29 protein-coding genes are annotated in these 25,731 nt (G+C 40.9%); 11 read left to right on the top strand and 18 right to left on the bottom strand.

Annotation, left to right across the window (positions count from 1 at the left end):
• Positions 1-4: 4 nt before the first annotated feature.
• Positions 5-1,174, bottom strand: a complete 1,170-nt coding sequence (locus FTU95_RS02755; RefSeq protein WP_074382824.1) for an MFS transporter — start codon at positions 1,172-1,174, stop codon at positions 5-7.
• A gap of 680 nt (positions 1,175-1,854) precedes the next feature.
• Between FTU95_RS02755 and FTU95_RS02750 the strand changes: the two genes are divergently transcribed.
• Positions 1,855-2,031: a hypothetical protein gene (locus FTU95_RS02750; protein WP_180077439.1), complete on the top strand. Its 177-nt coding sequence runs from the start codon at positions 1,855-1,857 to the stop codon at positions 2,029-2,031.
• 137 nt (positions 2,032-2,168) lie between these two features.
• Here the strand turns inward: FTU95_RS02750 and FTU95_RS02745 are convergent, their stop codons facing one another.
• Together FTU95_RS02745 and FTU95_RS02740 are read right to left on the bottom strand one after the other, a co-directional pair.
• Entirely contained in the window at positions 2,169-2,312 is a 144-nt protein-coding gene (locus FTU95_RS02745) for a hypothetical protein (protein WP_005171065.1), read from the bottom strand.
• A gap of 159 nt (positions 2,313-2,471) precedes the next feature.
• Positions 2,472-2,741 carry a hypothetical protein gene (locus tag FTU95_RS02740; protein WP_074382825.1) on the bottom strand — a complete coding sequence of 90 codons (270 nt, stop codon included), beginning with the start codon at positions 2,739-2,741 and terminating at the stop codon, positions 2,472-2,474.
• 458 nt (positions 2,742-3,199) lie between these two features.
• Between FTU95_RS02740 and FTU95_RS02735 the strand changes: the two genes are divergently transcribed.
• On the top strand, positions 3,200-3,835 hold the full coding sequence (locus FTU95_RS02735; protein WP_180077437.1) for an SOS response-associated peptidase: 636 nt from the start codon (positions 3,200-3,202) through the stop codon (positions 3,833-3,835).
• Between the two features lie 40 nt (positions 3,836-3,875).
• Here FTU95_RS02735 and FTU95_RS02730 read toward each other — a convergent pair whose 3' ends face one another.
• The 3 genes from FTU95_RS02730 to FTU95_RS02720 all read right to left on the bottom strand — a co-directional run bounded on the left by FTU95_RS02730 (position 3,876) and on the right by FTU95_RS02720 (position 4,921).
• The gene (locus FTU95_RS02730) at positions 3,876-4,016 is read right to left on the bottom strand and encodes a hypothetical protein (protein WP_005096816.1); all 141 of its coding nucleotides are present in this window, start codon (positions 4,014-4,016) and stop codon (positions 3,876-3,878) included.
• Positions 4,017-4,227: 211 nt separating this feature from the next.
• Positions 4,228-4,629, bottom strand: a complete 402-nt coding sequence (locus FTU95_RS02725) for a type II toxin-antitoxin system HigA family antitoxin (RefSeq protein WP_180075069.1) — start codon at positions 4,627-4,629, stop codon at positions 4,228-4,230.
• A 1-nt stretch (position 4,630) separates the two neighbouring features.
• Positions 4,631-4,921 carry a type II toxin-antitoxin system HigB family toxin gene (locus FTU95_RS02720; protein ID WP_180001698.1) on the bottom strand — a complete coding sequence of 97 codons (291 nt, stop codon included), beginning with the start codon at positions 4,919-4,921 and terminating at the stop codon, positions 4,631-4,633.
• Between the two features lie 1,294 nt (positions 4,922-6,215).
• Between FTU95_RS02720 and FTU95_RS02715 the strand changes: the two genes are divergently transcribed.
• Positions 6,216-6,557: a hypothetical protein gene (locus FTU95_RS02715; RefSeq protein ID WP_005096809.1), complete on the top strand. Its 342-nt coding sequence runs from the start codon at positions 6,216-6,218 to the stop codon at positions 6,555-6,557.
• A 172-nt stretch (positions 6,558-6,729) separates the two neighbouring features.
• Here the strand turns inward: FTU95_RS02715 and FTU95_RS02710 are convergent, their stop codons facing one another.
• A complete protein-coding gene (locus tag FTU95_RS02710; protein ID WP_005096808.1) occupies positions 6,730-6,966 on the bottom strand; it encodes a hypothetical protein in 237 nt (78 codons plus the stop codon).
• A 646-nt stretch (positions 6,967-7,612) separates the two neighbouring features.
• Positions 7,613-7,843, bottom strand: coding sequence for a hypothetical protein (locus tag FTU95_RS02705; protein WP_004280185.1), 231 nt, complete (start codon positions 7,841-7,843; stop codon positions 7,613-7,615).
• A 253-nt stretch (positions 7,844-8,096) separates the two neighbouring features.
• Between FTU95_RS02705 and FTU95_RS02700 the strand changes: the two genes are divergently transcribed.
• Positions 8,097-8,570 carry a CinA family protein gene (locus FTU95_RS02700; protein WP_005171076.1) on the top strand — a complete coding sequence of 158 codons (474 nt, stop codon included), beginning with the start codon at positions 8,097-8,099 and terminating at the stop codon, positions 8,568-8,570.
• Positions 8,571-8,668: 98 nt separating this feature from the next.
• The gene (locus FTU95_RS02695; RefSeq protein WP_213064370.1) at positions 8,669-9,289 is read left to right on the top strand and encodes an aminotransferase; all 621 of its coding nucleotides are present in this window, start codon (positions 8,669-8,671) and stop codon (positions 9,287-9,289) included.
• 52 nt (positions 9,290-9,341) lie between these two features.
• Here the strand turns inward: FTU95_RS02695 and prpC are convergent, their stop codons facing one another.
• Positions 9,342-10,481 (bottom strand): 2-methylcitrate synthase, encoded by a 1,140-nt coding sequence (prpC, locus tag FTU95_RS02690; protein WP_005096804.1) that lies wholly within the window; start codon positions 10,479-10,481, stop codon positions 9,342-9,344.
• Positions 10,482-10,485: 4 nt separating this feature from the next.
• The gene (prpB, locus tag FTU95_RS02685; protein ID WP_005096803.1) at positions 10,486-11,370 is read right to left on the bottom strand and encodes a methylisocitrate lyase; all 885 of its coding nucleotides are present in this window, start codon (positions 11,368-11,370) and stop codon (positions 10,486-10,488) included.
• 231 nt (positions 11,371-11,601) lie between these two features.
• Between prpB and FTU95_RS02680 the strand changes: the two genes are divergently transcribed.
• From FTU95_RS02680 to FTU95_RS02670, 3 genes are all read left to right on the top strand, one after another.
• Positions 11,602-12,249: a TetR/AcrR family transcriptional regulator gene (locus FTU95_RS02680; protein WP_005171084.1), complete on the top strand. Its 648-nt coding sequence runs from the start codon at positions 11,602-11,604 to the stop codon at positions 12,247-12,249.
• A gap of 113 nt (positions 12,250-12,362) precedes the next feature.
• Positions 12,363-13,283, top strand: coding sequence for an ornithine carbamoyltransferase (gene argF / locus FTU95_RS02675; protein WP_005171086.1), 921 nt, complete (start codon positions 12,363-12,365; stop codon positions 13,281-13,283).
• 103 nt (positions 13,284-13,386) lie between these two features.
• Positions 13,387-13,860 carry a hypothetical protein gene (locus FTU95_RS02670; protein ID WP_180077435.1) on the top strand — a complete coding sequence of 158 codons (474 nt, stop codon included), beginning with the start codon at positions 13,387-13,389 and terminating at the stop codon, positions 13,858-13,860.
• 104 nt (positions 13,861-13,964) lie between these two features.
• Here the strand turns inward: FTU95_RS02670 and FTU95_RS02665 are convergent, their stop codons facing one another.
• From FTU95_RS02665 to rpiA, 7 genes are all read right to left on the bottom strand, one after another.
• Entirely contained in the window at positions 13,965-14,318 is a 354-nt protein-coding gene (locus FTU95_RS02665) for a YnfA family protein (protein ID WP_005096798.1), read from the bottom strand.
• A 96-nt stretch (positions 14,319-14,414) separates the two neighbouring features.
• A complete protein-coding gene (gene clpA, locus FTU95_RS02660) occupies positions 14,415-16,691 on the bottom strand; it encodes an ATP-dependent Clp protease ATP-binding subunit ClpA (RefSeq protein ID WP_005171089.1) in 2,277 nt (758 codons plus the stop codon).
• A gap of 9 nt (positions 16,692-16,700) precedes the next feature.
• Positions 16,701-17,114, bottom strand: a complete 414-nt coding sequence (gene clpS, locus FTU95_RS02655) for an ATP-dependent Clp protease adapter ClpS (RefSeq protein ID WP_005171093.1) — start codon at positions 17,112-17,114, stop codon at positions 16,701-16,703.
• An 18-nt stretch (positions 17,115-17,132) separates the two neighbouring features.
• Positions 17,133-17,882, bottom strand: a complete 750-nt coding sequence (locus FTU95_RS02650; protein WP_074382830.1) for a DUF6776 family protein — start codon at positions 17,880-17,882, stop codon at positions 17,133-17,135.
• A gap of 77 nt (positions 17,883-17,959) precedes the next feature.
• Positions 17,960-19,015, bottom strand: coding sequence for an N-acetyl-gamma-glutamyl-phosphate reductase (gene argC / locus FTU95_RS02645; protein ID WP_180039757.1), 1,056 nt, complete (start codon positions 19,013-19,015; stop codon positions 17,960-17,962).
• A gap of 202 nt (positions 19,016-19,217) precedes the next feature.
• On the bottom strand, positions 19,218-19,895 hold the full coding sequence (locus FTU95_RS02640; protein WP_074382831.1) for a M48 family metallopeptidase: 678 nt from the start codon (positions 19,893-19,895) through the stop codon (positions 19,218-19,220).
• Between the two features lie 149 nt (positions 19,896-20,044).
• The gene (gene rpiA / locus FTU95_RS02635; RefSeq protein WP_005096791.1) at positions 20,045-20,716 is read right to left on the bottom strand and encodes a ribose-5-phosphate isomerase RpiA; all 672 of its coding nucleotides are present in this window, start codon (positions 20,714-20,716) and stop codon (positions 20,045-20,047) included.
• A gap of 104 nt (positions 20,717-20,820) precedes the next feature.
• Here rpiA and ilvA point away from each other — a divergent pair, with 104 nt between their 5' ends.
• The 3 genes from ilvA to FTU95_RS02620 all read left to right on the top strand — a co-directional run bounded on the left by ilvA (position 20,821) and on the right by FTU95_RS02620 (position 24,515).
• Positions 20,821-22,359, top strand: a complete 1,539-nt coding sequence (gene ilvA, locus FTU95_RS02630; protein ID WP_180049477.1) for a threonine ammonia-lyase, biosynthetic — start codon at positions 20,821-20,823, stop codon at positions 22,357-22,359.
• Positions 22,360-22,521: 162 nt separating this feature from the next.
• Positions 22,522-23,178, top strand: a complete 657-nt coding sequence (locus FTU95_RS02625; protein WP_005171105.1) for a TrkA family potassium uptake protein — start codon at positions 22,522-22,524, stop codon at positions 23,176-23,178.
• The gene (locus tag FTU95_RS02620) at positions 23,175-24,515 is read left to right on the top strand and encodes a TrkH family potassium uptake protein (protein WP_180077433.1); all 1,341 of its coding nucleotides are present in this window, start codon (positions 23,175-23,177) and stop codon (positions 24,513-24,515) included. Before FTU95_RS02625 ends, FTU95_RS02620 begins: the two co-directional genes overlap by 4 nt.
• Positions 24,516-24,586: 71 nt before the next feature.
• Here the strand turns inward: FTU95_RS02620 and FTU95_RS02615 are convergent, their stop codons facing one another.
• Entirely contained in the window at positions 24,587-25,729 is a 1,143-nt protein-coding gene (locus FTU95_RS02615; RefSeq protein ID WP_074382833.1) for a phospholipase A, read from the bottom strand.
• Between the last annotated feature and the right edge of the window lie 2 nt (positions 25,730-25,731).

Raw genomic sequence — 25,731 nt, 5'->3', positions numbered from 1 at the left:
GACATCATGAAGATATCTTTGATTGCTCAACTGTATTGGGCAACCCAAAAATCAATAACAAACCAAACAAAGTCGATGCGGCGGCAAACATAAAGATGGTTTCTCCGCCAATTTTATCCCAATAATAGCCCGCCAGAATGCTGCCACTTGCTACGCCTAAGCCCCACATGGTGCTATATAAAGCCTGTCCACGGCCTTGCTGTGCAGCAGAGAAATTCTGGAAAATAACCCGCATGGCGATCATGTGAAATAAACCAAAACTCAAGGCATGAATCGTTTGGGCAAAAAATTGTGCCACAAATGCAGATGGAAATACGCCTACAATCAGCCATCTTAAGCCAGTCATCAACAGGCAAAGTATCACCAAATGACGCCATGACCAGCGTGTCAGAAAGAAGGTAGCATAAGCAAACATAATAATTTCGGCAATAACCCCAATGGACCAAAGCAATCCGATCTGACTGCTACTAAATCCCGCCTGACTAAGATAATTACTATAAAAACTATAAAACGGCGCATGTGAAAACAGCATGATCAGTTCAATCAGAAAAAAACTGTATACAACCGGGCGCTTGAAAATCGGCCAGAGGGCTTCCAGCTTTTTCTGTGCAGTAGGCGCCGCCGTAGGTTCTTTAATGCTAAAAGACCAGAGAAAAGCCAGAAATGAAATACACAGCAATAAAACTGGAAGCATGCTAATGCTGATAATTTCAAAGATGGCGCCCAAGCCGAATACACCGATAATAAATCCAACCGAACCCCATTTCCGGACTTTGCCATAAAGTTCTGCTCTTTTTTCCCCGAGCCAGAATAGAGTCACGCCTTCAAATTGTGCCAAAATCGCATTTTGAAAAAAGCTGAAAATCAGCATCAGTAAAGCCACTGACTGAAAGCTGTTAGGAATGATAAACATCATCAACCAGATACAGGCTTCCATCCAGGTGGCAATCCGTACCAGCAACATGCGCTTACCAGATTTATCTGCAATCCAGCCCCAAATAAAAGGCGCAAAAAACCGAGTGAGAATCGCAATAGAAGATAAAATACCGATTTCCTGATAGTTAAAGCCTTGATCTTCCAGATACAGACTCCAGAACGGCATGAATGCGCCCACAATCGCATAGTAGAAAAAATAGAATCCTCCCAGTCTGGTACTGATTGCAAGTGCTTGCATTAAATTGTATTCCCTTGCATCTTCAATGGCTTATAAATACTAATAGTTGCGTCATATTGCATTGAATTGCCCTTACTTGCTGTTCAAAGGTCTACAAATCCACAGAAAATATATTTTAAAAAAATTTGTAGAGTGCACCCTAAGGCACGAAATTTTCGTAAGTTTATGGCTAAATGTGGCTAAAGTAAAAAATCAATATTGAAAGGCATTTACAATGCGTAAAACATGAATCTATTTTTATAGAGCAACCTCGGATAAAAATGGGAATATTTTTAAGAAGGAGTTATTTCAATTCACCTTTGATACTTAATAAAGCAAAGTTACGGGAATATTGAATACTTTTGAAATAAAAACACGCTTTAAATCTTCTCTCCAAATAGCTAAGCCACTGATTTAAAATCTTCAATCCTCTATTTAAGAGGCCTATTTTTAGAACTAAAATACTCATTGTGGAGTTTAGGTATCGAAGCAATATCCGATAATTCCACTAACTTCGCACTTTAGTAGACAAATCATCTACCTGCACCATGATTCAAAAATATGGTGAAATATGAATAAGATATAAATCTCGAAATCCTACATATCGCTACACTCGCATCTCTAAATCATCTCATTGTAAGTGCTTTTAATATACCATTCTAGGCAGGTCGAATCTTCGACAATTAAAAATTGAGAAACTTATGTTAGTTAATACAAATACTGCTCAAAAAGCGTCTTTCAATCAATTTTCTAATAATGCGACTGAGAACAAACCCAAGCAAAATGAGCAAGAGCAAAAACCGAATCAAGGAGAGCCAGCTCCTATAACCAAAGAGCAAAATGATCAAAAAAATCAGGCGGATAAGAAAAACTCATAATATTATGTTGAATTAATAAAAGAAGCCTATCTCCCTGATAGGCTTTTTGCATTCAAAAGATAAACATTTTCCATAAAAGCCTGAGAAATAAAAAAGCCCATCCTATGATGAGCTCTTTAATCCAATAGATCTAATTCTTACGAAGCTGCGAATTCTTGCAGTACAAATTGTTTTACACTTTCATCAAAATTTGGTCTGGAAAGAGCGAGCTTGCCATTTTTCATAGATTTATAACAATAGCTTGCGGCTACGCCTACACCAAACAAAGTCAACAACTTCATTGCTCACCTCATTAACTGTCAGATTTGAATACAAAAATTAGCATTCAAATGTGTAGTTTTCCAACTTAATTTAGAGTGTTTTTTGTACTCCATGTTAATTAATGTATGGGTAGAAAATAACAAAGCTGACCATTGGATAAGCTGTTCTAACGTCAAAACCTAATTGTTGATGTGCATATCAACCCAATTAAGGAAGCTGTTTTTATCCGTAAATTTAGGTGCAGAACTTATGCTCAGTATTTCTTTATTTCCAAATTTACCACTAATGTTATGGAATGCTTGGACTTTAAATTCCTGAGGCTCTCCTTCGTGCAGCGTTCTAAAATACTCTACTGACTTATCAAACTCACTTTTCTCTTTAAAGCCAGGACGTTCTTTTAAAAACTCATAAACTTGTTCTAGAGCGGGTAAATAATTATTTCTAGGCATTCTATATTCTCTAAAATTATGAGTTTTATTGTGAATGCCTATTCTGAATTAATAGTGATAAGAATTTTTAAGCTTTTCTTACCGTTTATGTAACTCTTTCTTCTTTCAAGCAGTCACGACATACTTTCACTTCTTTACCATCCGCTTGGCATTCGATTTCTGTGACACCATGAAGACCGAATAAACAAAAGATAAAATGCAGCATGACCTTTCTGCGCAAAAGATAGCTCCTTCAGGCAAAGGAGGCAAAACTGGAAATAAAACTATAGCAATGGAATCTGGGCGCTCATTTTATCGAAGATTATTTTTCATCCATTGGCGAAAAATTACATTCATATTCACCATAAAAATTCCGTTTCCAGACCCAACTACATTTACGATTTCGAATTGTTTTGAGGTCATCATTCTTATAGTTTAATTGTTATCGCAGATCAGAATGCTAAGCAAAGAGGTCGGTCATGTGTTCAAACTATGAATTCCCCTCAAAAAGTCAGCTCTCTTTATTAGATCTTCATGCAGAACAACTTGAATTGAACATGAAATCACATGTTTACCCCTTAGCACCTGCTCCTATCATGATGCGAGGTGCTGAGGGGTTTGAGTTAGATATTGCACGTTTCGGACTGATTCCCTTTTGGGCGAAAGAATTAAAATATGGTCGACATACTTACAATGCCCGAACTGAAACAATAGCGTCCAAGCCAAGTTTTCGACATGCCTGGAAAAATAACCAGTTTGCTTTAGTGCCCGTGGATACTTTCTATGAACCTAAATATATCGATGGAAAACCGCACTGGTTTGGTATTTCACGTGAAGATGGCAACCCTTTTACCGTTGCAGCCATTTATGATGATGTGCTCATTGAGGGTGAAAAAATCAGATCATTTTCGATGCTGACTATAAATTCCGATCAACACCTATTGATGAAACAGTTCCACCATCCAGATGACGAGAAGCGCTCGATTATTGTGATTCCTGAAGAATCACGCCATGATTGGTTATGCTGCAATCATGAACAAGCTCATGAGCTTTTCTTTGAAATGAGAGATGAGTTTAGAGCGACACCCAGAGATCACCGGTTGTCGAAAAACTAAAAGCCCTAAAGCAAGTTAGGGCTTTTAAAATGTGAAAGAGCTATTTTTGTTCTCTCAATGGATTTTCCGGTTCTGCATTGGGTTTTTTCTCTGGCTTCACGCCCTTATACGAATCCTGATTGCCTTTATCATCATTAGATTCTTTTTGCGGATTTGATTCTTGCTCTGATTTATTGGTCATGTGTATCTCCTTTATCGATCCATTAAGAAATAAATATGACATCTGATCCTAAACATCAATATTATTTATGTTTCACATTCACTTTTTAGAAAAGCAAACTTTTCTGGAGGCGCTCTCACCTTTCACGACACTTGAAATTTAAATAATCAAATGAGCAGCGCTACCTGATTAGACAGCACAGCATGGAAATATCAGCTTAGGCGGGCATCGATTAAAAGAAAGTATCTGCCGATACATCAAAGCGCTCAGACAAAGCCTTGATATGACGGATATTCAGCTGACGTTTGCCATTCAATATTTCTGAAATTACTGATTGTGTCGCGACATCAGACAAGTCTGCTTGACTAAGCCCGTGTTGCTCCATCAACAAGGCCAAAGCCGTTCGTCCATCACCTTCTGGCATGGGTAGATGTTCATGCTCATACGCCGAAACCAGATCACCCAGTTGATGAATAAGCCCCATTAAAGGATGTGATTCATCATCGCCGACAATGTCCAGAAGCTCATCCAGAGCTTCAGTTAGTGTATGAAAGTCATCTTTATTTTCCGGCTTGCTGAGCAATGGTGCAACATAACGCCAGTGATCAACGGCCTGTTTAATCATTGCATTCATTCTAACCTTCCTTCCAATGACCTTTATCATATTCATGGTGAGACAAGACATGGCGAATATAAACGCGTTTTGCCTGATACATCACCACAGCAATCAGCCGAAGCTTGTTTCCACCGATATCGAATATATGAAACTTTCCAACCTTATCTACTGCGGGAAAGAGTCTCTTCATCTCAGCAAAATCCTTAGGATGATTGGCCTTCATCAGTCGATACCAACCATCTAATGCCGTTCCAGCCTGTGGCCACTTTTGCGTTGCTTCAAGAATTCGAGCGTGGGTGATCACATGCATATATTTTATCGCATTTTGCTATATTTCTAGTATATATAAATTATCGCATTTTTGCAATATATTCTTATCCGGCTATTTTAGTTCTCAATTTTAATCATTAATCGACATGTAATCCTATTTAAATCATACTCTCATAAAGTATAGACTGTGACCCGTATCATTTAAATCCAGTTGAGTTCAATCGTTATCTTGGATTTTTATTATAAAAATTTCACCCACAAACAAAAACCCCGCCAACTGATGATTGAACGGGGATTGAGCTTCATTAACACATCCGGTGAATTGGAACATTATTCAATATCTTTCAAGCAATCACGACACTCTTTCACCTCTTCATGATCACAGGTGTAATTGATTTCAGTCGCACCATGAAGGCCAAATAAACAAAATATAAACTGGATCATGCTTTTCTCCTGAATGTAACAAGCTTAATCAGTGATTAAGCTTGTATTGATTTTAAGACTCAATAACTCGATACGGAATAATCGGATCACGACCTGAGTAATAACTTAACCGCCTGAATACATTTCACAATTCAAGCAAAGTTAAGTTTTTGGCATTTAAGTTCGTGCAGGCTCTTCACTTTTAGTCTTTTGATCCTTCTTACAATGATCATTGCCCATCATATGACACATTTTTTCTTTGCAAGATTTAAAACAACAACCTACCATCACGCCCATGCCAAATGCACATATACATCTCATCATAGCTTTGTCCTGTCTTTTTATAAAAAGAGATATATAAATACCATCTATTCATGTTTCACTCTTGAGAGAATTTTCAGGCTTTATGTTGTATATGAAAACTTATGTGAAAGAGAATAATTAAAGTAAAAAGCTCTCATTGAGCAATCCGTGTTTATAAACAAGAAAAAGCCTGCTTAACTCTCCTAAATTAAGCAGGCTTTATAATGTGCTGATTTTCTAATTATTTTCATTAAGTTCTTGGAATGAAGCCAAGATATCACTGGCCCAGCAGTCAATCTGTGTGTGATATATAGAGGCTATGTTTCTAAATGTGCAATAAGCGTTACTTTTCTTAATTGAATGGCTTTAATTTAGGCAAAATATATTTTATTCGTTAAATTTTATGCTTAAGAGAAAACAGATGGACACTTTAGATCAATATGCATAACAATAAATTTGTTCATTTTTTAGGATAAAATTCCCTGTTGCTGTACTGTATGTGAATATCAGGAATTTTTGACTTCTTCTAAAGTTGGTAGATGACTGCTTTCTTTTTGGCTATTTCTCTCTATAATTTTTGATATGACAAATAACAAGATTTTGACATCATGATAAATCGTATACTGATTACTTTATTGATAAGTCTGACAATAAGTGGCTGCCAAAAGCAGCAAGCCGACAGTTCAGCGGAACCTGATCAAGCCCTCAAAGCCCAATTTGAACAATCAGATAATCAACTCAGTGCTTATCTGGACAAACTAGATTCTTCCAGTATTAGTCCAGAAGAAAGAACACGCATACTCTGTGAACAATATCCTAAAGAATATAAAACTCGTTATATGCCGGCTTTATTAAAACTTATGCCTCAGGAATATACAGAAAAAGGACTGCTTACAGATTTAGACAATGCCTTAAGCTTTTATAAGCAGAAAGCCAATATCCAGTGTTAATTCATACTGATTAACGTCTATAACCAAATTTTTACCCTAAAAAAACCGCCTGATTCAGGCGGTTTTTTTATGAACGTACAGCTTAAACAGAATTAACGCTACAGTTTTGGCAGATCTTATGAATCATACCCACGCTGCTAGTTAATTCTATTATGGCTGCTAGTTCTGTTGATTATTCCAGATCTTGTTGAGATTGCTGGTTTTTTTGCTGATTACGCTGTGGCTGCTGTTGTTGCTGCTGATCGCGCTGTTGTTGGTTATTTTGTCCCTGCGGCTGTTGTTGCTGCTGGTTATTTTGTTGCTGGTTTGGGTTTTGCTGGTTGTTTTGCTGACGCTGTTGATCTTGCGTGCCTTGTTGGTTTTGCTGTTGTTGCTGTTTCTGTTGGTCTTGCTGTTGATTATTAGCCATGGTGTAACTCCTTACTATTTGCTTTAAATTAATTAAAAGCCGATAGAGTTTCGACTTAATATCTACTCTATGCATTTTTCAGAATTCTCCAACCTATAACCTGTTACAGATTAATTCAATGTAAAAAATGGTAAGCCAAGTAGTTGAAATCAAGATTAATAAGCAACATAAATTACTTTATCCAATAAAATAGACACATGATGAAAGATAATATGTTTCGAAATTTTTATTATTCAATAAAAGGAATAACTTAACCTGAGTAAAATATATAAAAAAGACATTTAAAATATTTTAAAAAATAACAATATATTATCAAGTAAAATATATTAAAAACCTATGCTCATGATATTTATGATTAAATTCAATAACTCAGCCTAAGTATTAATATTTTTAAAAATGGAATAAAACATGCAAAAGGTAATTGTTCTAAACAGTTTTTTAATAAACGAATATACGATACGTAACATTGAATCACGTATAACGACTAAGTTGTTTCCAATTTATCTTGACTTTAATAAAAGATATTTATCAATCAGACTGACATTAATTTTGGTAATTTTTTATTTTTAAAAAGCTTTTATTAACTTAATGTTAGCCAAATAATAAGCCTCTTAAAAAAAGAGGCTTATTCACTTTAAGGTTTATCTTAGATATTCACAACTTTAACAATAATCGTTTGGGTATCTTCCTGCTCTTCAGCCAGATGTAAACGTTTAAGCTCTTTGCTTTTTACTTTGAACTGTAAATTCTGATAAGAAATCGTGCTTGGAATCTGATCAAAATATTGACCATCAGCATCAATTTCTTCCTGAAATAATGGTGTACCCAATTGGTAGTCAAGACTTTTTAAGACTACATATTTTACTGTGGTTTTCATTCTAACGCCCTACTTTCACTAAGCACTTTATTTTTATTTTTACCACTGTTCAGCTTGAGAAGAAACCTCTATTTGAAAAAATAGTCTAAGCTTTAACCACTCAGGTTTTGTGATCAAATCAGTATCAAATTGTACTAATCCATGAAAAATTTTAACTTTCATAAAAATATAAATATACTCGGAGTTGAACGACAGAAAAAATCTGTCTAAATTAAGCTAAAACCACTCGGATCATAAAGAAAATATAGAGACTATGATAAAGACCTGTTGCAACTTACTCGAAGAGAAAAATATAAAAATTGCCTTTATTGAAAGTGCGAGCTCTGGATATCTATGTAGCCAGTTTTCCATCTGTAAAAGTGACGGCGCCGAAATTCTGGCTGGCGGATTGGTCTGCTACGATGTTGGTGTAAAAACTTCGGTATTAAACATTCCCCAGACTTTGATCAATAGTTACACTGCCGAATCCATGCCAGTTACTGTTGCCTTGGCAGAAGCGGGTAAAAAGATGTTCCGGGATGCAGACTGGATTATTGCCTGTACAGGTTTGCTTAAACCCGGTGGTAGTGCGACACCAGAGAAACCGGAAGGGACTTTTTTTGTAGCAATTAATGATGGTACTCAAGTGCATCAATTCCAGTATTATTTGAAAGGTACTCCACTCGAACGTCTGAATAAACTGTCTGCCGTGGTTGCACACGATATGATTAATCTACTCAATCATTAATCTAGTTTTATAATTACGCCGCAACAAGCTTCATTATTTCTACTGTATTTTAAGATAGATTAGCATGATCAAATGCTAATCTATTTTTTGCGGGTAGAATAACCATGAATATTAAAACTGCGCTGTTTCTGCTCCCTCTTGGCTTGCCCAGTCTGGCTTTTGCTACGGTCGGTGGCCCACAAAATATTGAAATTCTAGGCTATGAAGTCAAAGAGCAAAAGCTCTATGTCATGCGTCATTACCTTGATGGTCGTGGGCGCTTACCACAGCTGTATTATTATAATTTTAAATCCGCAAAACCGAATCAGTTGATTCAGGTCAACTCCTTATATATCAATCCAAAAACCAAACGTATTGATTATGACCAAGACAGTCGCAAGTTTGATCAGGACATTGCCAAAATCAAAAAGCGTTTAGTTCCGCTGAGTCCGATTCAAAGTTCAAAGCCACAACTTAAAATGTTAAAAACCACAACAGGGACGGCAGCTGCCTGGTACGATCCACAAGAAAAAGTGCCAAAATGGACTTATCAATATCAAGTCAAATCTGGCTCACAAAAAAGTCCGACCCATCAAGCGGTCAGTTATCAGCAAGGTCTAAAAATTAGTCAGGCCTATAAAGTTCCTAAACAGAATAAAACGCTGGTGACAGTCAAGTATCTGGGGATTCCTTTTGAAACAGGCTATAGCATTGAAGATCCAGTCCTGTTAAGTCGATAAAAAATAAGGTCTCGATTGAGACCTTATTTTTTATTCAAGATATTAATAAATATTAAGCCGCTGTAGAACGCTCGGCGATCGGTACTACTTTACGCAGTTCCGGCCCAGTATAATCCGCGCTTGGACGGATAATACGGTTGTCTGCACGCTGTTCCATCACATGTGCTGCCCAACCTGTGACACGTGACATGACAAAAATCGGGGTAAACAGCTTGGTTGGAATGCCCATAAAGTGATAAGCCGAAGCATGGAAGAAATCGGCATTACAGAATAATTTCTTCTCACGCCACATCACTTCTTCGCAGCGCACTGAGACCGGATAAAGTACCGTATCACCGACATCTTTGGCTAAACGCTCAGACCAGATTTTGATGATGCCATTACGCGGATCATTGTCTTTATAAATCGCATGACCGAAGCCCATAATTTTTTCTTTACGTTCCAACATGCCCAGCATTTCACGTTCAGCTTCTTCAGGCGAGGTCCAGTTTTCGATCATATCCATTGCAGCTTCGTTAGCACCGCCATGTAGAGGGCCACGCAAGGAACCGATTGCGCCGGTAATACAAGAATGCATGTCAGATAAAGTCGATGCACATACACGCGCCGTAAAAGTCGAAGCATTAAATTCATGCTCTGCATATAGAATCAAAGAGACATTCATCACCTGTTCATGCAGTTCATTTGGCTTTTCGCCACGTAATAAATGCAGGAACTGTGCACCGATTGAATCATCATCGGTATTTTCTTCAATACGCACGCCGTCATGGCTATAACGATACCAGTAACAGATAATTGCCGGTAAAGTGGCAAGAATACGGTCTGCAATATCCTGTTGCTGTTCAAAAGACAGTTCAGTTTCAAGATTGCCCAGCATCGATACGCCAGTACGCATCACATCCATCGGATGAGAATCGGCAGGAATCCGTTCTAGCACTTCTTTTAAGGCTTGAGGTAGCGTGCGCAAAGATTTTAATTTGGCTTTATAGGCAACTAACTGCTCTGAAGTTGGCAGTTCGCCAAAGAAAATCAGATAAGCCACTTCTTCAAACTGGCAATGTTCAGCCAGATCCTGTACGTCATAACCGCGATAGGTCAGACCTGCGCCACTTTTGCCTACAGTTGAGAGTGAAGTTTTCCCTGCCACTTGTCCACGCAATCCTGCGCCGGTGAGTACTTTTCCTTCAGCCATTTTTTTAATTCTCCTGTTTAAACAGTTTATCTAATGTGTCTTCGAAGCTGTGATAATCTAAAAATTCGTAGAGTTCTTTGCGTTGCTGCATAATATCCAACACATTCACCTGAGTGCCGTGTTCACGCACCGAACGCATCACTTCAAGGGCTGCCTTTTGCATGGCACGTGTCGCTGATAATGGATACAGCACCATGCCAATACCCTGCTCTGCCAACTCATTTACCGTATAATACGGTGTATCACCAAATTCGGTAATATTTGCCAAGACTGGCACACCAACTGCATCGCATACGGTGCGATACATGGTGATATCGGTCATCGCTTCGGCAAAAATTGCATCTGCACCCGCTTCAACACAGGCACAAGCACGATCAATCACCGCTTGCAGGCCTTCTTTTTGTAGCGCATCGGTACGCGCCATGACCACAAAGTTTGCATCGGTTTTCGCATCGACCGCCGCTTTAATACGATCGACCATTTCCTGCTGTGACACAATTTCTTTATTTGGACGATGACCACAACGCTTTTGTGCCACCTGATCTTCAATATGCACCGCGGCTGCACCAGCTGCAATCATCTGTTTGATCGTGCGGGCAATATTTAATGCGCCGCCCCAACCGGTATCGATGTCGACCAATAAAGGTGTATCAACACGTTCTGTAATCCTGCGTACATCTTCCAGAACATTATCCAGACTGGTCATGCCCAGGTCAGGCAAACCATAAGAATAATTCGCGACACCCGCACCTGATAAATAAATGGCTTTATAACCGACTTGTTTGGCCATCATGGCAGCATAGGCATTTACCGTACCCATAATTTGCAATGGTTTCTCGACTTCAAGTGCTTGTCTAAATCTTAGACCTGCAGACATTTGTTCTGTCATCTTCCTTTTCCACAGTCTTGGCTATAATTATTGAAACTCGAGTATACTCATTTGGCTTGTTCATTCCACAATCTGATAGAACAAATACTCTAAAACTTTAGTCAAATTTTTAAGTTTTACTTTACCTAATCCGGCAAATACTGCGCTTATGCGGTGCAATTATGAAATATGTACATATATTTGCTATGATGGCGTTTCAATCTTTATTGACATGTTGATGTATTATCTCCTATGCAAGACCTCGTCCTAGAACCGCTCGCCAAAGACCTGCCGCAGACCAAACGTGGTCATGAGCGCTGTATTGCGCTGCTGAACAGTGCAACCGAGCTGTTTCTGGAACGGGGTTATGATGCTGTGTCTCTCGATGATATTGTTCAGCACGCAGGTGGCTCCAAGGCCTCCATTTATAAGTACTTTGGCAATAAAGAAGGCTTGTTTAAGGCCATCTGTGATTATCGTCGTATCAAGTTTTTTGAAGATATCAGCATTCCGATCGAACTGATGGCACTGGATTTTCGTAGTTATCTGGTTCACACCTTGCTGAATTTTTATCATCAGATCATGCAACCTGAAAACTCAGCCTTCATGCGTCTGGTTCTGGAACAGAGTCAGCGTAATCCAGAACTGGCTCAGCATATTCATGAACACGGTCCTGTACATGTCCAGAGTGCGATTGCCACTGCATTAGAACAGGCAGATGCACAAGGCTTATTGCATTGTGAAAATCCGCAATATTCGGCTCAGCTATATTTTGGTATTTTGCGTAATCTGGAATGGCGCATCCTGATGGGAATTTCCATACAAGAAGATGATCAGGAAATCGACAAATACATCAGTTATTGTGTGGATCGCTTTTTAGACGGTCATCAAAAAGTCTAGTTTTTTTGCATTTTTCATTGCTTATAGTATATTAGCCGATTCCGTATTTTTTCTTAAACTAACCAACAACTGATTGTTGATCGAGTTTTTCGGCAATTATTGTGGAGTAACGAATGGCTCTCCGTCACTTTCTCACCTTACGCGATTTATCAACTTTAGAACTTAACCAGATTTTGCAACGCGCAATTGAGCTTAAGCGCAAACAGCATAACAATGAAGTGTTCCAACCATTTGTTGGTAAAGTGATGGGCATGATTTTTGAGAAATCGAGTACCCGTACGCGTGTTTCGTTTGAAGCTGGCATGAGCCAATTTGGTGGTAGCGCAATTTTCCTGTCTTCTCGCGATACCCAGTTAGGCCGCGGTGAACCGATTGAAGATTCTGCACGCGTGATTTCAAGCATGCTAGATATCGTGATGATCCGTACTTTCGGTCATGATATCGTGGAACGTTTTGCATCTTATTCAAAAGTTCCTGTGATTAATGCTTTAACAGATGATCACCATCCTTGCCAGTTACTTGCTGACATGCAGACCTATGTAGAGCAACGCGGCTCAATCGAAGGTAAAACTGTTGCCTGGATCGGTGATGGCAACAACATGTGTAATTCATATATTGAAGCAGCACACATGTGGGGCTTTAATCTGAAAATTGCAGCGCCAAAAGGTTATGAACCACAAGAAAAATTCCTGTCTGAATTTGCGCATTGTGTTGAACTGGTCGATACCGCTGAAGATGCAGCCGTGAATGCTGACCTGATTGTGACTGACGTTTGGGCAAGCATGGGCCAAGAAGAAGAACAAAAAATCCGTGAGAAAGCATTTGCAGACTATCAAGTGAATGAACGCCTGATGGATCTTGCGCATCCGGATTGTTTGTTTATGCACTGCTTACCTGCGCACCGCGGCGAAGAAATTTCAGAAAACTTGCTTGACCATAAAAATGCCGTGGTTTGGGATGAAGCTGAAAATCGCTTGCACGCACAGAAAGCCCTGGTTGAATTCCTGATTAATGAAAATCTGAAAAAAGACTAAATTAAAAGCTGAATCTTCACAAATTAAGCACCAATCTCTGGTGCTTTTTTTGTCTCAGCTCTTATAATCATGATTGAAATGGAATAAAAAGTGATGTTATACAATGCAAAAAAAATATTGGGCTTTGGCACTATTGGTAGGTTTTAGCAGTGCCACCTTCTCCGTTCATGCTTCTGAATTTGATCAATATCTTCAGGAAAAAAATATTATTGACAGCAAATTTAAAATTCAGAAAAAAGCTGAACTGAATGAATTACTCGCAGTACTGAGTGCAGAAGATTCCAGAACTTTACCTTTACAGATCGATCAGAATACAATTATTGAACAATTACAGTTAAGTGCCAATAAAACCACATTGAAAGGTTTAATCACCACACCGGATTTTAGCCAATTTGAAAAAGATCTGGGCCGCAAAGAAGTGATGAAAATGATCCGTAATAATCTGCTCAATAATTGCGAGATTTTCTTTGAGCATCGCTATCAGATTGAAAACCCATACAAGGTCGAGCTCAGCCTGAGCTCGCAAACACAAACCTATAAAACTGATATTTCCCAGAAAGATTGCAAATTGAAATAGTCTAAAGAAATAAGATATTGGCTTTTATTCAGGATTAAAACATCAAGAAAACAAAGAGGTCGCTATAGCTGCCTCTTTTTGATGAGGTTTGCTGTTATATCCTGCTAACGCACCAAACCTTGCGGCTGTAGAATTATAATCAGTGCCCCCAGTATTACTACCATCCCGCCAAGCAAATCCCAACGTGACAGTGTGACTTGATCAACGAAGCGCAACCACATTAGCGCCGAAAAAATATAGATGCCACCATAAGCGGCATAAATCCGTCCAGAAGCAGCCGGATGCAAGGTGAGTAGCCAGACGAAAGCCGCCAAAGCCAGAGCTGTTGGAATCCACAACCAGTGACTTCTTCCCTGATTTAAAATCAGGTAGGGAAAATAACAGCCTAAAATTTCCATCAATGCCGTGACCAGAAACAGGCAAAAAGTGGTGAGCAGCTTGGTAATTTGAATATCCATGATTTGTCTTTTGAACTGTATGAATGAATTTGATGATTTAAAATATGAGTGCATGAAAAAACCCGTGCTTGCACGGGTTTTATTTTTTCATATTGATTAAGCAGGTTCAGCAGTCTGGTCTTCAAAGACTTCAAGTTTTAAGCCAACAGCTTTACCATTTTCTTTCTTCACCGACACTGCAACATTACCGCCATTTTCAGCCAGTTCACCAAACAGGATCATTTCTGCCAATGGTTTTTTCAGGTGTTCCTGAATCAGACGCTGCATTGGGCGTGCGCCCATTAAACGGTCATAGCCTTGCTCTGACATCCATTCACGCGCACTCTGATCCACTTCCAGCATGACTTTCTTATCATCAAGTTGCGCTTGAAGTTCGGTCAGGAATTTATCCACGACATTTTCAATGATGCTGCTTGGCAATGCCTTGAACTGAATCACGCCGTCAAGACGGTTACGGAATTCCGGAGAGAAGGCTTTCTTCATCGCTTCCTGGTTATCGTTGCTATTGTCCTGTTCCATAAAGCCAATGCTAATACGTGAAATACTTTCAGCACCAATATTGGTGGTGAGTACCAAGACCACGTTACGGAAATCCGATTTACGTCCGTTATTGTCGGTCAAGGAACCATGATCCATAATCTGCAATAACAGGTTAAAGACATCTGGATGCGCTTTTTCGATCTCATCAAGCAATAGCACACAATGTGGATTTTTATGGATCGCATCAGTCAACAAACCACCCTGATCAAAACCGACATAGCCCGGAGGTGCACCGATTAAACGCGACACCGCGTGGCGTTCCATGTACTCGGACATATCAAAGCGAACCAGCTCTACGCCCATCTGCTTAGCCAGCTGCTTGGTCACTTCGGTTTTACCGACACCGGTTGGGCCAGCAAAAACAAAGCTGCCCACAGGTTTATCTGGAGATTTCAAACCGGCACGAGACAGTTTAATGGCAGACGCTAAAGCTTCGATCGCTTCATCCTGACCAAAGACCACCCGTTTCAGATCGCGCTCAAGATTTTCCAGTACGCTCTTGTCATCTTTAGAGACCGTTTTTGGTGGTATACGCGCAATTTTCGACACGATATCTTCGATGTTTTCTACCGTGATCAAACTGTCATCTTGTTCAGCTTTTAAACGGCGCTGCGCACCTGCTTCATCAATCACGTCAATGGCTTTATCTGGCAAGAAACGGTCATTGATGAACTTCGCAGAAAGTTCAACCGCAGATACCAATGCCTGATCGTCATATTGCACATGATGGAAATCTTCAAACTTCGATTTCAAGCCACGTAGGATATCAATGGTTTCAGAAATAGATGGCTCATTCACATCGATTTTCTGGAAACGGCGTGACAAAGCATGATCTTTTTCAAAGACCTGACGGTATTCCTGAAAAGTGGTTGAACCAATGCAACGTAAAGTGCCATTGGCCAATGCAGGCTTGATCAGATTCGATGCATCCATGGTGCTGCCCATACTGGAGCCTGCACCAATAATCATGTGAATTTCATCAATAAACAGCACAGCTTCAGGTTTCTTTTTCAGCGCATTTAAAAGCTGTTTCAAGCGTTTTTCAAAGTCACCACGGTATTTTGTTCCGGCAACTAATGCTCCAATATCCAGACTGAAAATTTCAGCATTTTCGAGTGGTTTTGGCGCTTTACCATTAACGATCAACCATGCCAAACCTTCTGCAATCGAGGTTTTACCGACCCCCGGATCACCGACAAGAAGTGGGTTATTTTTACGGCGGCGGCACAGAATTTGAGCGGCACGTTCAATTTCTTTTTCACGACCAATCAGTGGATCGGTCTTGCCCTTTTGCGCTTCGATATTGAGATTAGTCGTATACAGTTCAAGCGGACCTGAACTGGCTGAAGATGCAGACTCACCATCGAGGTCTTCAATTTCTTCTTCACCCTGTACTTCTTCTTTACGCGTACCATGAGACAGGTACTGAGTTAGCGTAAGGCGATTAATTTGATGACGTTTCAATAGATAGACGGCAAATGAGTCACGCTCAGAATACATCGCAACCAGAATATCAGCACCTTCTACAGTCCGATCACCACCGCTAGATTGCACGTGAAAAATCGCGCGCTGCAAGATCCGGTCAAAACTTTCTGTTGGATGTGGTGCCTGATCACTATTTTCACCAAGCTTAGGGGTATGCTGTTCTACGTATTCTTCTAATTCCTTGCGCAACACGATAATGTCTGCGCCACATGCTTTAAGCGCATTTACGGCAGAGTCATTGTCAAGCAAGGCTAATAATAAATGTTCTACGGTCAGGAACTCATGTCTCTTTTGACGAGCCATGCTGACAGCCAAACGTAGTGATACTTCTAATTGACGACTGAGCATGTAACCCCCTTAATCTTTAGGCTCTATTTGGCAAAGTAATGGATGACCTTGTGATCGAGCATAATTATTGACTTGGTTCGCTTTGGTTTCCGCAATGTCTCGAGGATAGACCCCAGCTACACCCTTTCCTTCATAATGTACAGTTAGCATTACTTGTGTAGCTTGGTCAAGATTCATTGCAAAGTATTGTTGTAAAATTTCAATTACAAATTCCATCGGGGTATAGTCGTCGTTCATTAAAACGACAGCATATAAGGGCGGACGTTTCAGTTCTGGCGGTGCAGTCTGCACAGCAAGGTCAGAATCATCACCTTCCAAAGGTTCATTTGCTAAACGCGGGCTGATATGCCAATCAACAATTCCAGATTCATAAAAAGAATTTTTGATATCACTTAAACACATTTGACGTTTATTGCTTGGCATAAGATTTATATTTCACACTTAATTTGCATTTGCTTCGGTTTTCGGAATTTCTGACAAGGCGGCAGACTGATTTTCAACTGCTTTGCCCTGTTCCCAGCTAAAACGACGGATCACCGGTTTGGCACCGCTGAGACGTATCTCAATAAATTCTGGCTTAAAGCCTTTTGGCATGCTCCAGCGACCTGTTAAACGCTCATAATTTTCAAAATTAAAGTTTTTGTCTTCCAGTGGCACCACCAGAATTTCAGTCCCTTTAATCAAGCGTAATTCAATACTCCCGGAGGCACGACTTTTGCCCGGACTAACTTGAACCAGATCAATCTGATATTCAAAGGCATTTTCAGGCAAAGGCTTAATCGACAGGTTTTGCACGGCCAAAGCCAAACCGCCACGCTGACGTAAGACCTCGCGATAAATGGTTCCGACACTTTCAGCCTGCACCTGTTCATCACGCGCCTTGGTCATGGCCAGATAGAGATCATTGGCATTACTCACCGCCAGATCACGCTCCTGAACCGCAGTATTCAGATTCTTATTTAATGTTTCCAGACTGGCTTTTTGTGTCTGTACCACATCGACCAGTTGCTCTGCATCTGCATCATAACCCGCCGCAGTCAAACCCTGACGGTGTCCTACGGTATATCCGAGCACACCACTGCTCAAGATCAATACAGCCGCACCAATGACCAAGGGCGTATTGCCTTTCATCAAAGATTTTTTTGCAGCTGGTTCCTGAGGAATGGTCGTATTTGACTCGTTATTCGGCATTTTGATCTCTTGTTTGCTTTATTCAAGACACACATTTAAATCCAAATCTAAATGTGTGTGAAGTTCTAATACGTTTCTTATGGTAATAAACCAATATTATTTAAGCCAGCATCTTCGGCAAATCCGAACATCAGGTTCATGTTTTGTACGGCCTGACCTGCTGCACCTTTCACCAAGTTATCCTGTACAACCAGGACTACCAGCTTGGTCGGTTGCGGCTTGTACAAGGCTATACGCAACTGATTGGCACCACGCACTGAACGGGTTTCTGGTGAGCTGCCTGCTGGCATGACATCGACAAAAGTTTCATTGGCATAGAACTGTTCATACAATGCCTGTAAATCTGCTGCTTGTCCTGCTTCAGTGAGATCGATGTAGATGGTCGACAACATACCACGGATCATTGGCACCAAATGCGGAACAAATAAAATGTGATCAAACACATCTTTTTGACCTGAGATATTTTCCAGGGCTTCGACAATTTCAGGGTGATGGCGGTGACCTGCTACGCCATAGGCTTTAAAGTTATCGGCATTTTCAGTATAGATGCCGCCCAAGCTTGCTTTACGACCTGCACCCGACACACCTGATTTCGCATCAATAATAATGCTTTCAGGTTTCACTAATGCGTCACTTGATGTTAATACTGGCGCCAGACCTAACTGAACCGTGGTTGGATAACAACCCGGGTTTCCAACTACATTGGCCTGTTTAATTTGTTCACGATTCAATTCAGATAAACCGTAAACAGAGTCTTTTAACAGTTCTGGACAAGTATGTTGCATGCCATACCATTTTTCAAACTGTTGCAGATCTTGTAAACGGAAATCTGCCGCCAGGTCAATGACTTTGGTCTTTGCAGCCACAAGCGCTTCGGCATGTTTCATTGCAACACCATGCGGCGTTGCAAAAAACACGACATCACATTTTTTAAGTTCATCGATATTTAAATCTGAATATTGAAGATCGGTATGTCCGCGTAAACTTGGGAACATGTCATCTACACGGCGACCATTTTCGGTACGTGATGTTAATACATTCACCTGTACATTTGGGTGTCGTAGCAAAAGACGCAACAATTCAACGCCTGTATAACCTGTACCACCGACAATACCAACAGTAATCACGATCACTACCTCAAATCAAAGTTTCCATTTCATAACTGCGTAGTATGACAGGAAGTTGAGGTTTTCTAAACTGTTTCAGCGGGGATTACTGGTTTTTTATAAGCACTGAAGACAATTTTAAAATTAAAGAGAGATGGAAAACCAATATCTATATTGCTTAGGCTATTTTAAGCCTTTATCTTCCTCTCATTCTCTATTCAGTTCAATTTTAAGCTTCCCACCAATATGGCAACGGCGTATTTTTTAGCATTTTCCGATGCTGTTGAAAATTTGCATCATGTTTCTGAACTTCCGCCCAAAAAAGTGAACTATGATCAAAATATTGGGTATGTGCCAGTTCATGTACCGCGACATAACGGGTAATTTCTTCGGGAAATAGCACCAAAGCACTATTCAGCATAATGTCATGCTGAGCAGAACAACTGCCCCAGCGGGTTTTGGGTTGGCGAATATTGCACTTTTTAAAAGGCAGATTGCATTGCTGTGAGACAAGATTTAAATATAGGGGAAGCTGTTCTTTGGCATAGCTGATGACAAAGGCTTTTAAATATTCTTCAGGATGTCGATCACTGACACAGAGCTGTAACTTCTCAGAATCGAAAACAAAGTTATGTTTCTGGCTTTGATAATGAATCTGAACTGGTACGTTTAAATTAAACAGCTGCAGCTCAGTTGGTAGCGTTCGGTCTATTTTTTGGAATTTTTCCTGCTGCGATTGCCAGGTTTTAATCAGCCATTGTTCTGATTGTTTTAAAAATTCTTGAACTTGGCGCTGTGTGCAAAACTGCGGCACAGTTAATTTAATTTGCGTCGGCTCTACACGCAGTCTCAAGCGTGTTGCGCGTAATTTTCGAGTAATTTGGATTTCAGGCAGGTTTGGGGTCATATTTTATTGATTTTATTTTTAATCCTCCCTAACCCTCCTTTTTCAAAGAGGGGCTTTTAAAAGTCTCCCTTCTTGCACTTGTTCTAAAGCAGTGCTTTAAAACTTCGCTCAGGGAGATTTAGGGGAATTTAATTTATAAAATTAAAGGATTAAACCGCAGTACGTTCTTCAATACCGTCATTGGTTGCCACAATTGCGATGTCCGCTTTATTAATCGCAAAAATTCCGTTACAGACCACGCCAGGAATGTTGTTGAGCGTTTTTTCAAGCTCAAGTGCATTTAAGATATTCAGATTATGCACATCTAAAATCACATTACCATTGTCAGTCACGACACCTTCACGATATGCAGGATCACCGCCCAAAGAGACAATTTTACGTGCAACCGCAGAACGTGCCATAGGAATCACTTCAACTGGCAGCGGGAAATCGTGTCCCAATTGTCCGACCCATTTTGAATCATCGACAATACACACAAATTTTTTCGCAATCGATGCCACAATTTTTTCACGTGTCAGTGCTGCACCACCACCTTTGATCATATGCAAATGACGATCAATTTCATCTGCGCCGTCGACATAAGCATCTAGTCCGCCGACAGAGTTCATATCGACCACTTCAATGCCTAACTTCTTAAGACGTTGCGCCGTTGCTTCAGAACTTGCCACAGCCGCTTCTAACTGAAGTTCTGGCAATAAATCGATTAAAAAGTTAACCGTACTTCCGGTACCTACGCCTAAAATGCCGCCTTTTGGTAAGTGTTTCAGAGCAGCACGGGCCGCTGCTTGTTTTTTCTCATCTTGGGTTGCATATAGACTCATGGCTTCACTCAACTATTTTGGACTTTTGCAGTATTTTCGAACCGCAAAGCCGTATGGTTTGTTACAATAAGCGCCTATTTTAAACTGTTAGATGGAAAATTAACATGCTGTCTCGTTTGGTTCGACAAATATTACAAGCAACGGTCTACGATGTTGCAATCGAAACTCCACTCGAAGCAGCACCACGAATTAGCGAACGACTCAATAATAACATCCGCTTTAAACGTGAAGATTTACAACCGGTTTTTTCATTCAAGCTACGCGGTGCTTATAACCGCATTAGTCAATTGCCTAAATCTCAACTGGAACGTGGTGTCATCACAGCTTCAGCAGGCAACCATGCGCAAGGCGTGGCATTATCGGGTAAAAAATTGGGTATTCGCGCCATTATCGTAATGCCAAAAACAACACCAGATATTAAAGTCCAAGCGGTAAAACGTCTGGGTGGTGAAGTCGTCTTGCATGGTGACTCATTCGACGTTGCCAACAAATATGCAATTCAACACGCTCAAGAAGATGGCATGACTTTTATTCCGCCTTATGATGATGAGCTGGTGATGGCGGGTCAAGGTACCATTGCCAATGAAATCTTGCGTCAATGGCGCGATGTTGATTATGTATTTGTAGCGGTAGGTGGCGGTGGCCTGATCGCAGGTGTGGCAGCCTACCTGGGTGATGTTGCCCCGCATGTCAAAGTCATTCCGGTGGAATATGACGAATCGGCATGCTTAAAAGCAGCTTTAGAGGCCAATGAACGTGTCATTTTACCTTCTGTGGGTTTATTCGCTGACGGTACAGCCGTTGCACAAATTGGTGAAAAACCATTTGAAGTGATTCGCCTGCAAAAGTCAGATAATTCTGGCCCGATCGTAGAACCACATGTGGTACTGGTCAATACCGACGAAATTTGTGCAGCCATTAAAGATACTTATGACGAATGCCGCAGCATTGTCGAACCCTCAGGTGCTATGGCATTGGCCGGCATTAAAAAATATGTCGAAGAACATAAAATCGAAGGCAAAAATATGGTGTCGATTGTATGCGGTGCCAATATGAACTTCGACCGTTTGCGTTATATCGCCGAACGTACCGAACTCGGTGAACGTAAAGAAGCGATTTTTGCCGTGACGATTCCGGAACAGAAAGGTTCATTCCTCAACTTCTGTCGCGCTTTGCAAGGTCGCAATATTACCGAATTTAATTACCGTGCCAGTGATGTCTCTGCTGCTCAAGTATTTGTTGGGATCAGCTTAAAAAATGGTGAAAAAGAACGTCAGGAAATTTATGAAACGCTAAAATTCCAGTATGACGTCGATGACCTGTCTGATGATGAAGTGGCAAAACTGCATATTCGTTACCTGATTGGTGGTCATGCCGATATTGAAAATGAACGCCTGTTCCGGGTGGAATTTCCAGAACGTCCTGGTGCTTTATTAATGTTCCTGGAACGTCTTGGCCCAACGCATAACATTACCCTGTTCCATTACCGTAACCACGGCGCTGCGGAAGGGCGTGTTCTGGTGGGTCTGGAGGCGACCGATGCGCAGCAGAATCCGGATGGCTTGATTGAAACCCTTGAAACCATTACATATCCATATCAGGAAATTACCAATAATCTGGGCTATCAGCGCTTCCTGAAGTAATTGTTAAAATATAGACCGCCTTTCGAGGCGGTTTTTTATGTGCAACTCAAAATCATGATCATACTATTTATCTCGGCATAGCTTGCTGAATAGCAGCGCAATTTTTACGAAATTCTCTTACACTAAAATTGAGATGTAATAAAAATAGTTAGGACAATATTCATGGCATTATTTGCAGTGATTGGGCTGGGTAGTTTTGGTGCGACTGTGGCCACGCAACTGATCAGTCTGAATCATGAAGTGATCGGAATCGATCTGAATAAAAAATATGTAGAAAATATTTCTGATCAACTGACCCATGCTGTAATTGCCGATGCAACCGATGAGCATGTGCTGGATGAACTGAATGTGCAGCGTTGTGATGCCGTAGTCGTGGCGATCGGAGAAGATATTGAAGCCAGTATTTTGTGTGTATTGCACCTGAAAAATATGGGTGTCAAAAAAATCTGGGTAAAAGCCAAATCCAAATCCCATCACATGATTCTGACCCATCTCAATGTCGAGAAAATCATTCATCCTGAAGAAGATATGGGCGTGCGTGTGGCTCAGTCTTTAAGCTACCCGATGGTCAGTCGTTATATGGCACTGGAAGATGATCATTATATTGTCAAAATTGAGATTCATGCCGATCATCATGCTACGCCGCTCAACCAGCTGATGAAGCACGCCCCTGAAATCACCACCTTATTACATAAGCGCGGATCAGTGGTGCAATACCAGGTCGCATCCGACCTGATTCTGCAGGAAGGCGATATTCTTGTGGTTGAAGGATTACTGGAGCCTTTACGCCATCTCGCCAGATATTTTAAAGCGCTATGAGAAGTTCTGACTTAAAGCAACATAGAACCATTAATCTCAGCCCGCCGAGTTTATTGGCCTTGGGTTTTCTCGGATTAATCCTGATCGGTTCACTGCTACTGATGTTACCTATTGCCCATCAGGGTGATATCAGCTGGTTGCAAGCCATTTTCACGGCTACTTCTGCGGTGACCATTACCGGACTGTCCGTAGTGAATGTCGGTGAAGCCTATACGGTATTTGGCCAGATTGTCATTATGTTTCTGCTGCAATGCGGTGGACTGGGTTTTATGACCTTTGCCATTCTGGCAGTGATGAGTCTGGCACCCAAGATGGGGCTCAAACAGCAAGTCATGGCACAGGAATCGATTGGCCAGACCAGCCTGAAAAAAGTCAGTTTTACCATTAAAGCGGTATTTTTATATTCCCTGTTTTTTGAAGCTATCGGTACGCTGATTCTGACCTTGTCCTGGCTCAAAGAATATCCGTTCAGTGAAGCACTCTTTTATGCTGCCTTTTATAGTGTGTCAGCGTTCAATAATGGTGGATTTTCGCTTTTTCCAAATAGCTTGATGAGCTTTTCAGGGCAGTATCTGATCACCTTTACCATCAGTATGCTGTATATCATTGGTGGTATCGGCTTTCTGGTGCTGATGGATGTCAAGCAACATAGACGCTGGCGCAAGTTAAGTACCAATAGCAAGCTCATTCTTTCGACGATTCTGGGGCTCAATCTGAGTGCGTTTATTGTGCTATGGCTGCTCGAAGCCTCTAATCCGCAAACTTTGGGCCTGATGAGTCTAGGCGATCAAGCCGTGAATGCCTGGTTCCATGCCACTGTTCCCCGCTCTTCAGGCTTTAATAGCTTACCGATGGAGCAAATGAGTGATGCATCGACCCTCGTCACCATGTTTCTGATGTTTATTGGCGGCGGCTCCTTAAGTACGGCGGGCGGAATTAAAGTCGGCACGTTTATTATTGTATTGATTAGCGTGATCAGTTTTTTAAGACGCGAAGATGAAATCCGTCTGTTTAATCATTCTATTCCCGAAAAAACCACGTTTAAGGCACTGGCCGTGGTCTGTATTACAGCGGCCTTAATTGTGATGGGCTTTATGAGTTTATTAATTCTGGAACCTGAACATGACTTTCTCGATCTGTTGTTTGAAGCCGTGTCAGCAGCCTGCACGGTCGGCTTGACCCGAGGAATAACCGAAGAGCTGCAACCTGCCAGTTTGATTATTTTGATGCTGTTAATGTTTGCAGGGCGTTTAGGGCCACTGACTTTAGCTTATTTCATTGCTACCCCGAAAAAGAGCCGAATCAAACATCCGCCTTCAGAAATCCAGATTGGTTAAACCACCCAATAAAAAACCATGCCACAGCATGGTTTTTTTATATTAATTCTAAAATGATGAAGCCTGGAAACTTAGAACCAGTTCATTAAGGAAACACCCAAGCCCACATAAGTGGCACGATGGTTATAATCAATCAGACTTTCGCCATAGCCATCAAAAAGCTGGAATTGACCACGTAAGCGCCCACTGATTGGGAATGACCAGTCGAACTGGACTGCACCACGATTGTCATCTCCGCCTTTTAAGGTATGACGCAGCATCAAGGAAAAATCATGCTCGTTATGACGATAAAAAGCCGTCATGTCGCCGCGTCCAATATAGTTCTTGATCTCGGGATTGTTATCGTCGTCACGATTCTCTTCAAAGCGATACCAAGGGCGAACCATCAGGGCAAAATTGTCTTTTTCAAAGCCCAGATTCAGCATGACGCGGTTCCAGCTACGCGACAACGGGTCAGAACGGCCATTGGACTGATGATTAATGGTTAGTCCCAACATACGCCAGTTAAGACCAAAAAGGTCATAATTGGTACGCAAAACAAAACTTGCTTCGGGTTCATAATTGGTTTCACGAAACGGACGTGACTCTTCCGAGTTATAGACCTGCCAACGTGAAGACTGAGTATAACCGAGCCAGAGATCCCCATTATTCCCCAGAATATTTTCAACGGCCTTGGTTTTTAGAGACAGTTGAAACTTTGCTTCGATTGAGGTGAGATTTTGATCCTCTTCTACCGTATTTTGTGGATTTTCACTCTGTGGAAATTCATTTTTCTTTGAAGTCCAAAAACCGGGCATCAGGTAAATTGGCTGATAAGAACGGATGTTCCAGGTACCCAGTTTACTTTCCGGAGACAATTCCCAGCGACTATCCAGCAAAGACAGATTTGGTGTCAGCTTTGATCCTTCAGAAGCATAAATATTAGAAACGGTTTGTCCCATTCTGGCTTTTAAATTATCAGGTTCAGGCGCAATTTCTACTGCTGCACGACGTTCAGAAACGATCACCGGCTTATCGATAATCGCTATTTTAAACAAGCTATCATAACAGGCCAGACGTTCTGCACTGATTTCCAGTGCTGCACAGGCTTCAGCCGTTGCCGGCATGGGACTATTCACCACTATTTTTTCTTCCGCATTCACTTGCGTCCCAACTGTACAGCCCAGCACAACGCTCAGCTGCAGAGTTGAGCGCCTAAACGAATTAAGCGCCATCC

Source organism: Acinetobacter sp. YH12208 (genome assembly GCF_013418055.1).
Lineage (GTDB): Bacteria > Pseudomonadota > Gammaproteobacteria > Pseudomonadales > Moraxellaceae > Acinetobacter > Acinetobacter pseudolwoffii.
Note: the sequence above shows the minus strand (reverse complement) of the source record. Positions and strands in the feature narration are given on the sequence as shown.

Bases quoted from the DNA above. Each gene is read 5' to 3' on its own strand.
- FTU95_RS02710 (WP_005096808.1), bottom strand. From the start codon at position 6,966: ATGGCTAATAATCAACAGCAAGACCAACAGAAACAGCAACAACAGCAA.
- clpS (WP_005171093.1), bottom strand. From the start codon at position 17,114: ATGCCAAGCAATAAACGTCAAATGTGTTTAAGTGATATCAAAAATTCT.
- clpA (WP_005171089.1), bottom strand. From the start codon at position 16,691: ATGCTCAGTCGTCAATTAGAAGTATCACTACGTTTGGCTGTCAGCATG.
- FTU95_RS02705 (WP_004280185.1), bottom strand. From the start codon at position 7,843: ATGAAAACCACAGTAAAATATGTAGTCTTAAAAAGTCTTGACTACCAA.
- prpB (WP_005096803.1), bottom strand. From the start codon at position 11,370: ATGACAGAACAAATGTCTGCAGGTCTAAGATTTAGACAAGCACTTGAA.
- FTU95_RS02745 (WP_005171065.1), bottom strand. From the start codon at position 2,312: ATGAAGTTGTTGACTTTGTTTGGTGTAGGCGTAGCCGCAAGCTATTGT.
- FTU95_RS02680 (WP_005171084.1), top strand. From the start codon at position 11,602: ATGCAAGACCTCGTCCTAGAACCGCTCGCCAAAGACCTGCCGCAGACC.
- FTU95_RS02720 (WP_180001698.1), bottom strand. From the start codon at position 4,921: ATGCATGTGATCACCCACGCTCGAATTCTTGAAGCAACGCAAAAGTGG.
- ilvA (WP_180049477.1), top strand. From the start codon at position 20,821: ATGCTGTCTCGTTTGGTTCGACAAATATTACAAGCAACGGTCTACGAT.
- FTU95_RS02700 (WP_005171076.1), top strand. From the start codon at position 8,097: ATGATAAAGACCTGTTGCAACTTACTCGAAGAGAAAAATATAAAAATT.
- FTU95_RS02620 (WP_180077433.1), top strand. From the start codon at position 23,175: ATGAGAAGTTCTGACTTAAAGCAACATAGAACCATTAATCTCAGCCCG.
- FTU95_RS02755 (WP_074382824.1), bottom strand. From the start codon at position 1,174: ATGCAAGCACTTGCAATCAGTACCAGACTGGGAGGATTCTATTTTTTC.
- FTU95_RS02750 (WP_180077439.1), top strand. From the start codon at position 1,855: ATGTTAGTTAATACAAATACTGCTCAAAAAGCGTCTTTCAATCAATTT.
- FTU95_RS02715 (WP_005096809.1), top strand. From the start codon at position 6,216: ATGATAAATCGTATACTGATTACTTTATTGATAAGTCTGACAATAAGT.
- FTU95_RS02625 (WP_005171105.1), top strand. From the start codon at position 22,522: ATGGCATTATTTGCAGTGATTGGGCTGGGTAGTTTTGGTGCGACTGTG.
- rpiA (WP_005096791.1), bottom strand. From the start codon at position 20,716: ATGAGTCTATATGCAACCCAAGATGAGAAAAAACAAGCAGCGGCCCGT.
- FTU95_RS02650 (WP_074382830.1), bottom strand. From the start codon at position 17,882: ATGCCGAATAACGAGTCAAATACGACCATTCCTCAGGAACCAGCTGCA.
- FTU95_RS02725 (WP_180075069.1), bottom strand. From the start codon at position 4,629: ATGAATGCAATGATTAAACAGGCCGTTGATCACTGGCGTTATGTTGCA.
- FTU95_RS02615 (WP_074382833.1), bottom strand. From the start codon at position 25,729: ATGGCGCTTAATTCGTTTAGGCGCTCAACTCTGCAGCTGAGCGTTGTG.
- FTU95_RS02740 (WP_074382825.1), bottom strand. From the start codon at position 2,741: ATGCCTAGAAATAATTATTTACCCGCTCTAGAACAAGTTTATGAGTTT.
- FTU95_RS02735 (WP_180077437.1), top strand. From the start codon at position 3,200: ATGTGTTCAAACTATGAATTCCCCTCAAAAAGTCAGCTCTCTTTATTA.
- FTU95_RS02670 (WP_180077435.1), top strand. From the start codon at position 13,387: ATGCAAAAAAAATATTGGGCTTTGGCACTATTGGTAGGTTTTAGCAGT.
- prpC (WP_005096804.1), bottom strand. From the start codon at position 10,481: ATGGCTGAAGGAAAAGTACTCACCGGCGCAGGATTGCGTGGACAAGTG.
- FTU95_RS02730 (WP_005096816.1), bottom strand. From the start codon at position 4,016: ATGACCAATAAATCAGAGCAAGAATCAAATCCGCAAAAAGAATCTAAT.
- FTU95_RS02665 (WP_005096798.1), bottom strand. From the start codon at position 14,318: ATGGATATTCAAATTACCAAGCTGCTCACCACTTTTTGCCTGTTTCTG.
- FTU95_RS02640 (WP_074382831.1), bottom strand. From the start codon at position 19,895: ATGACCCCAAACCTGCCTGAAATCCAAATTACTCGAAAATTACGCGCA.
- argF (WP_005171086.1), top strand. From the start codon at position 12,363: ATGGCTCTCCGTCACTTTCTCACCTTACGCGATTTATCAACTTTAGAA.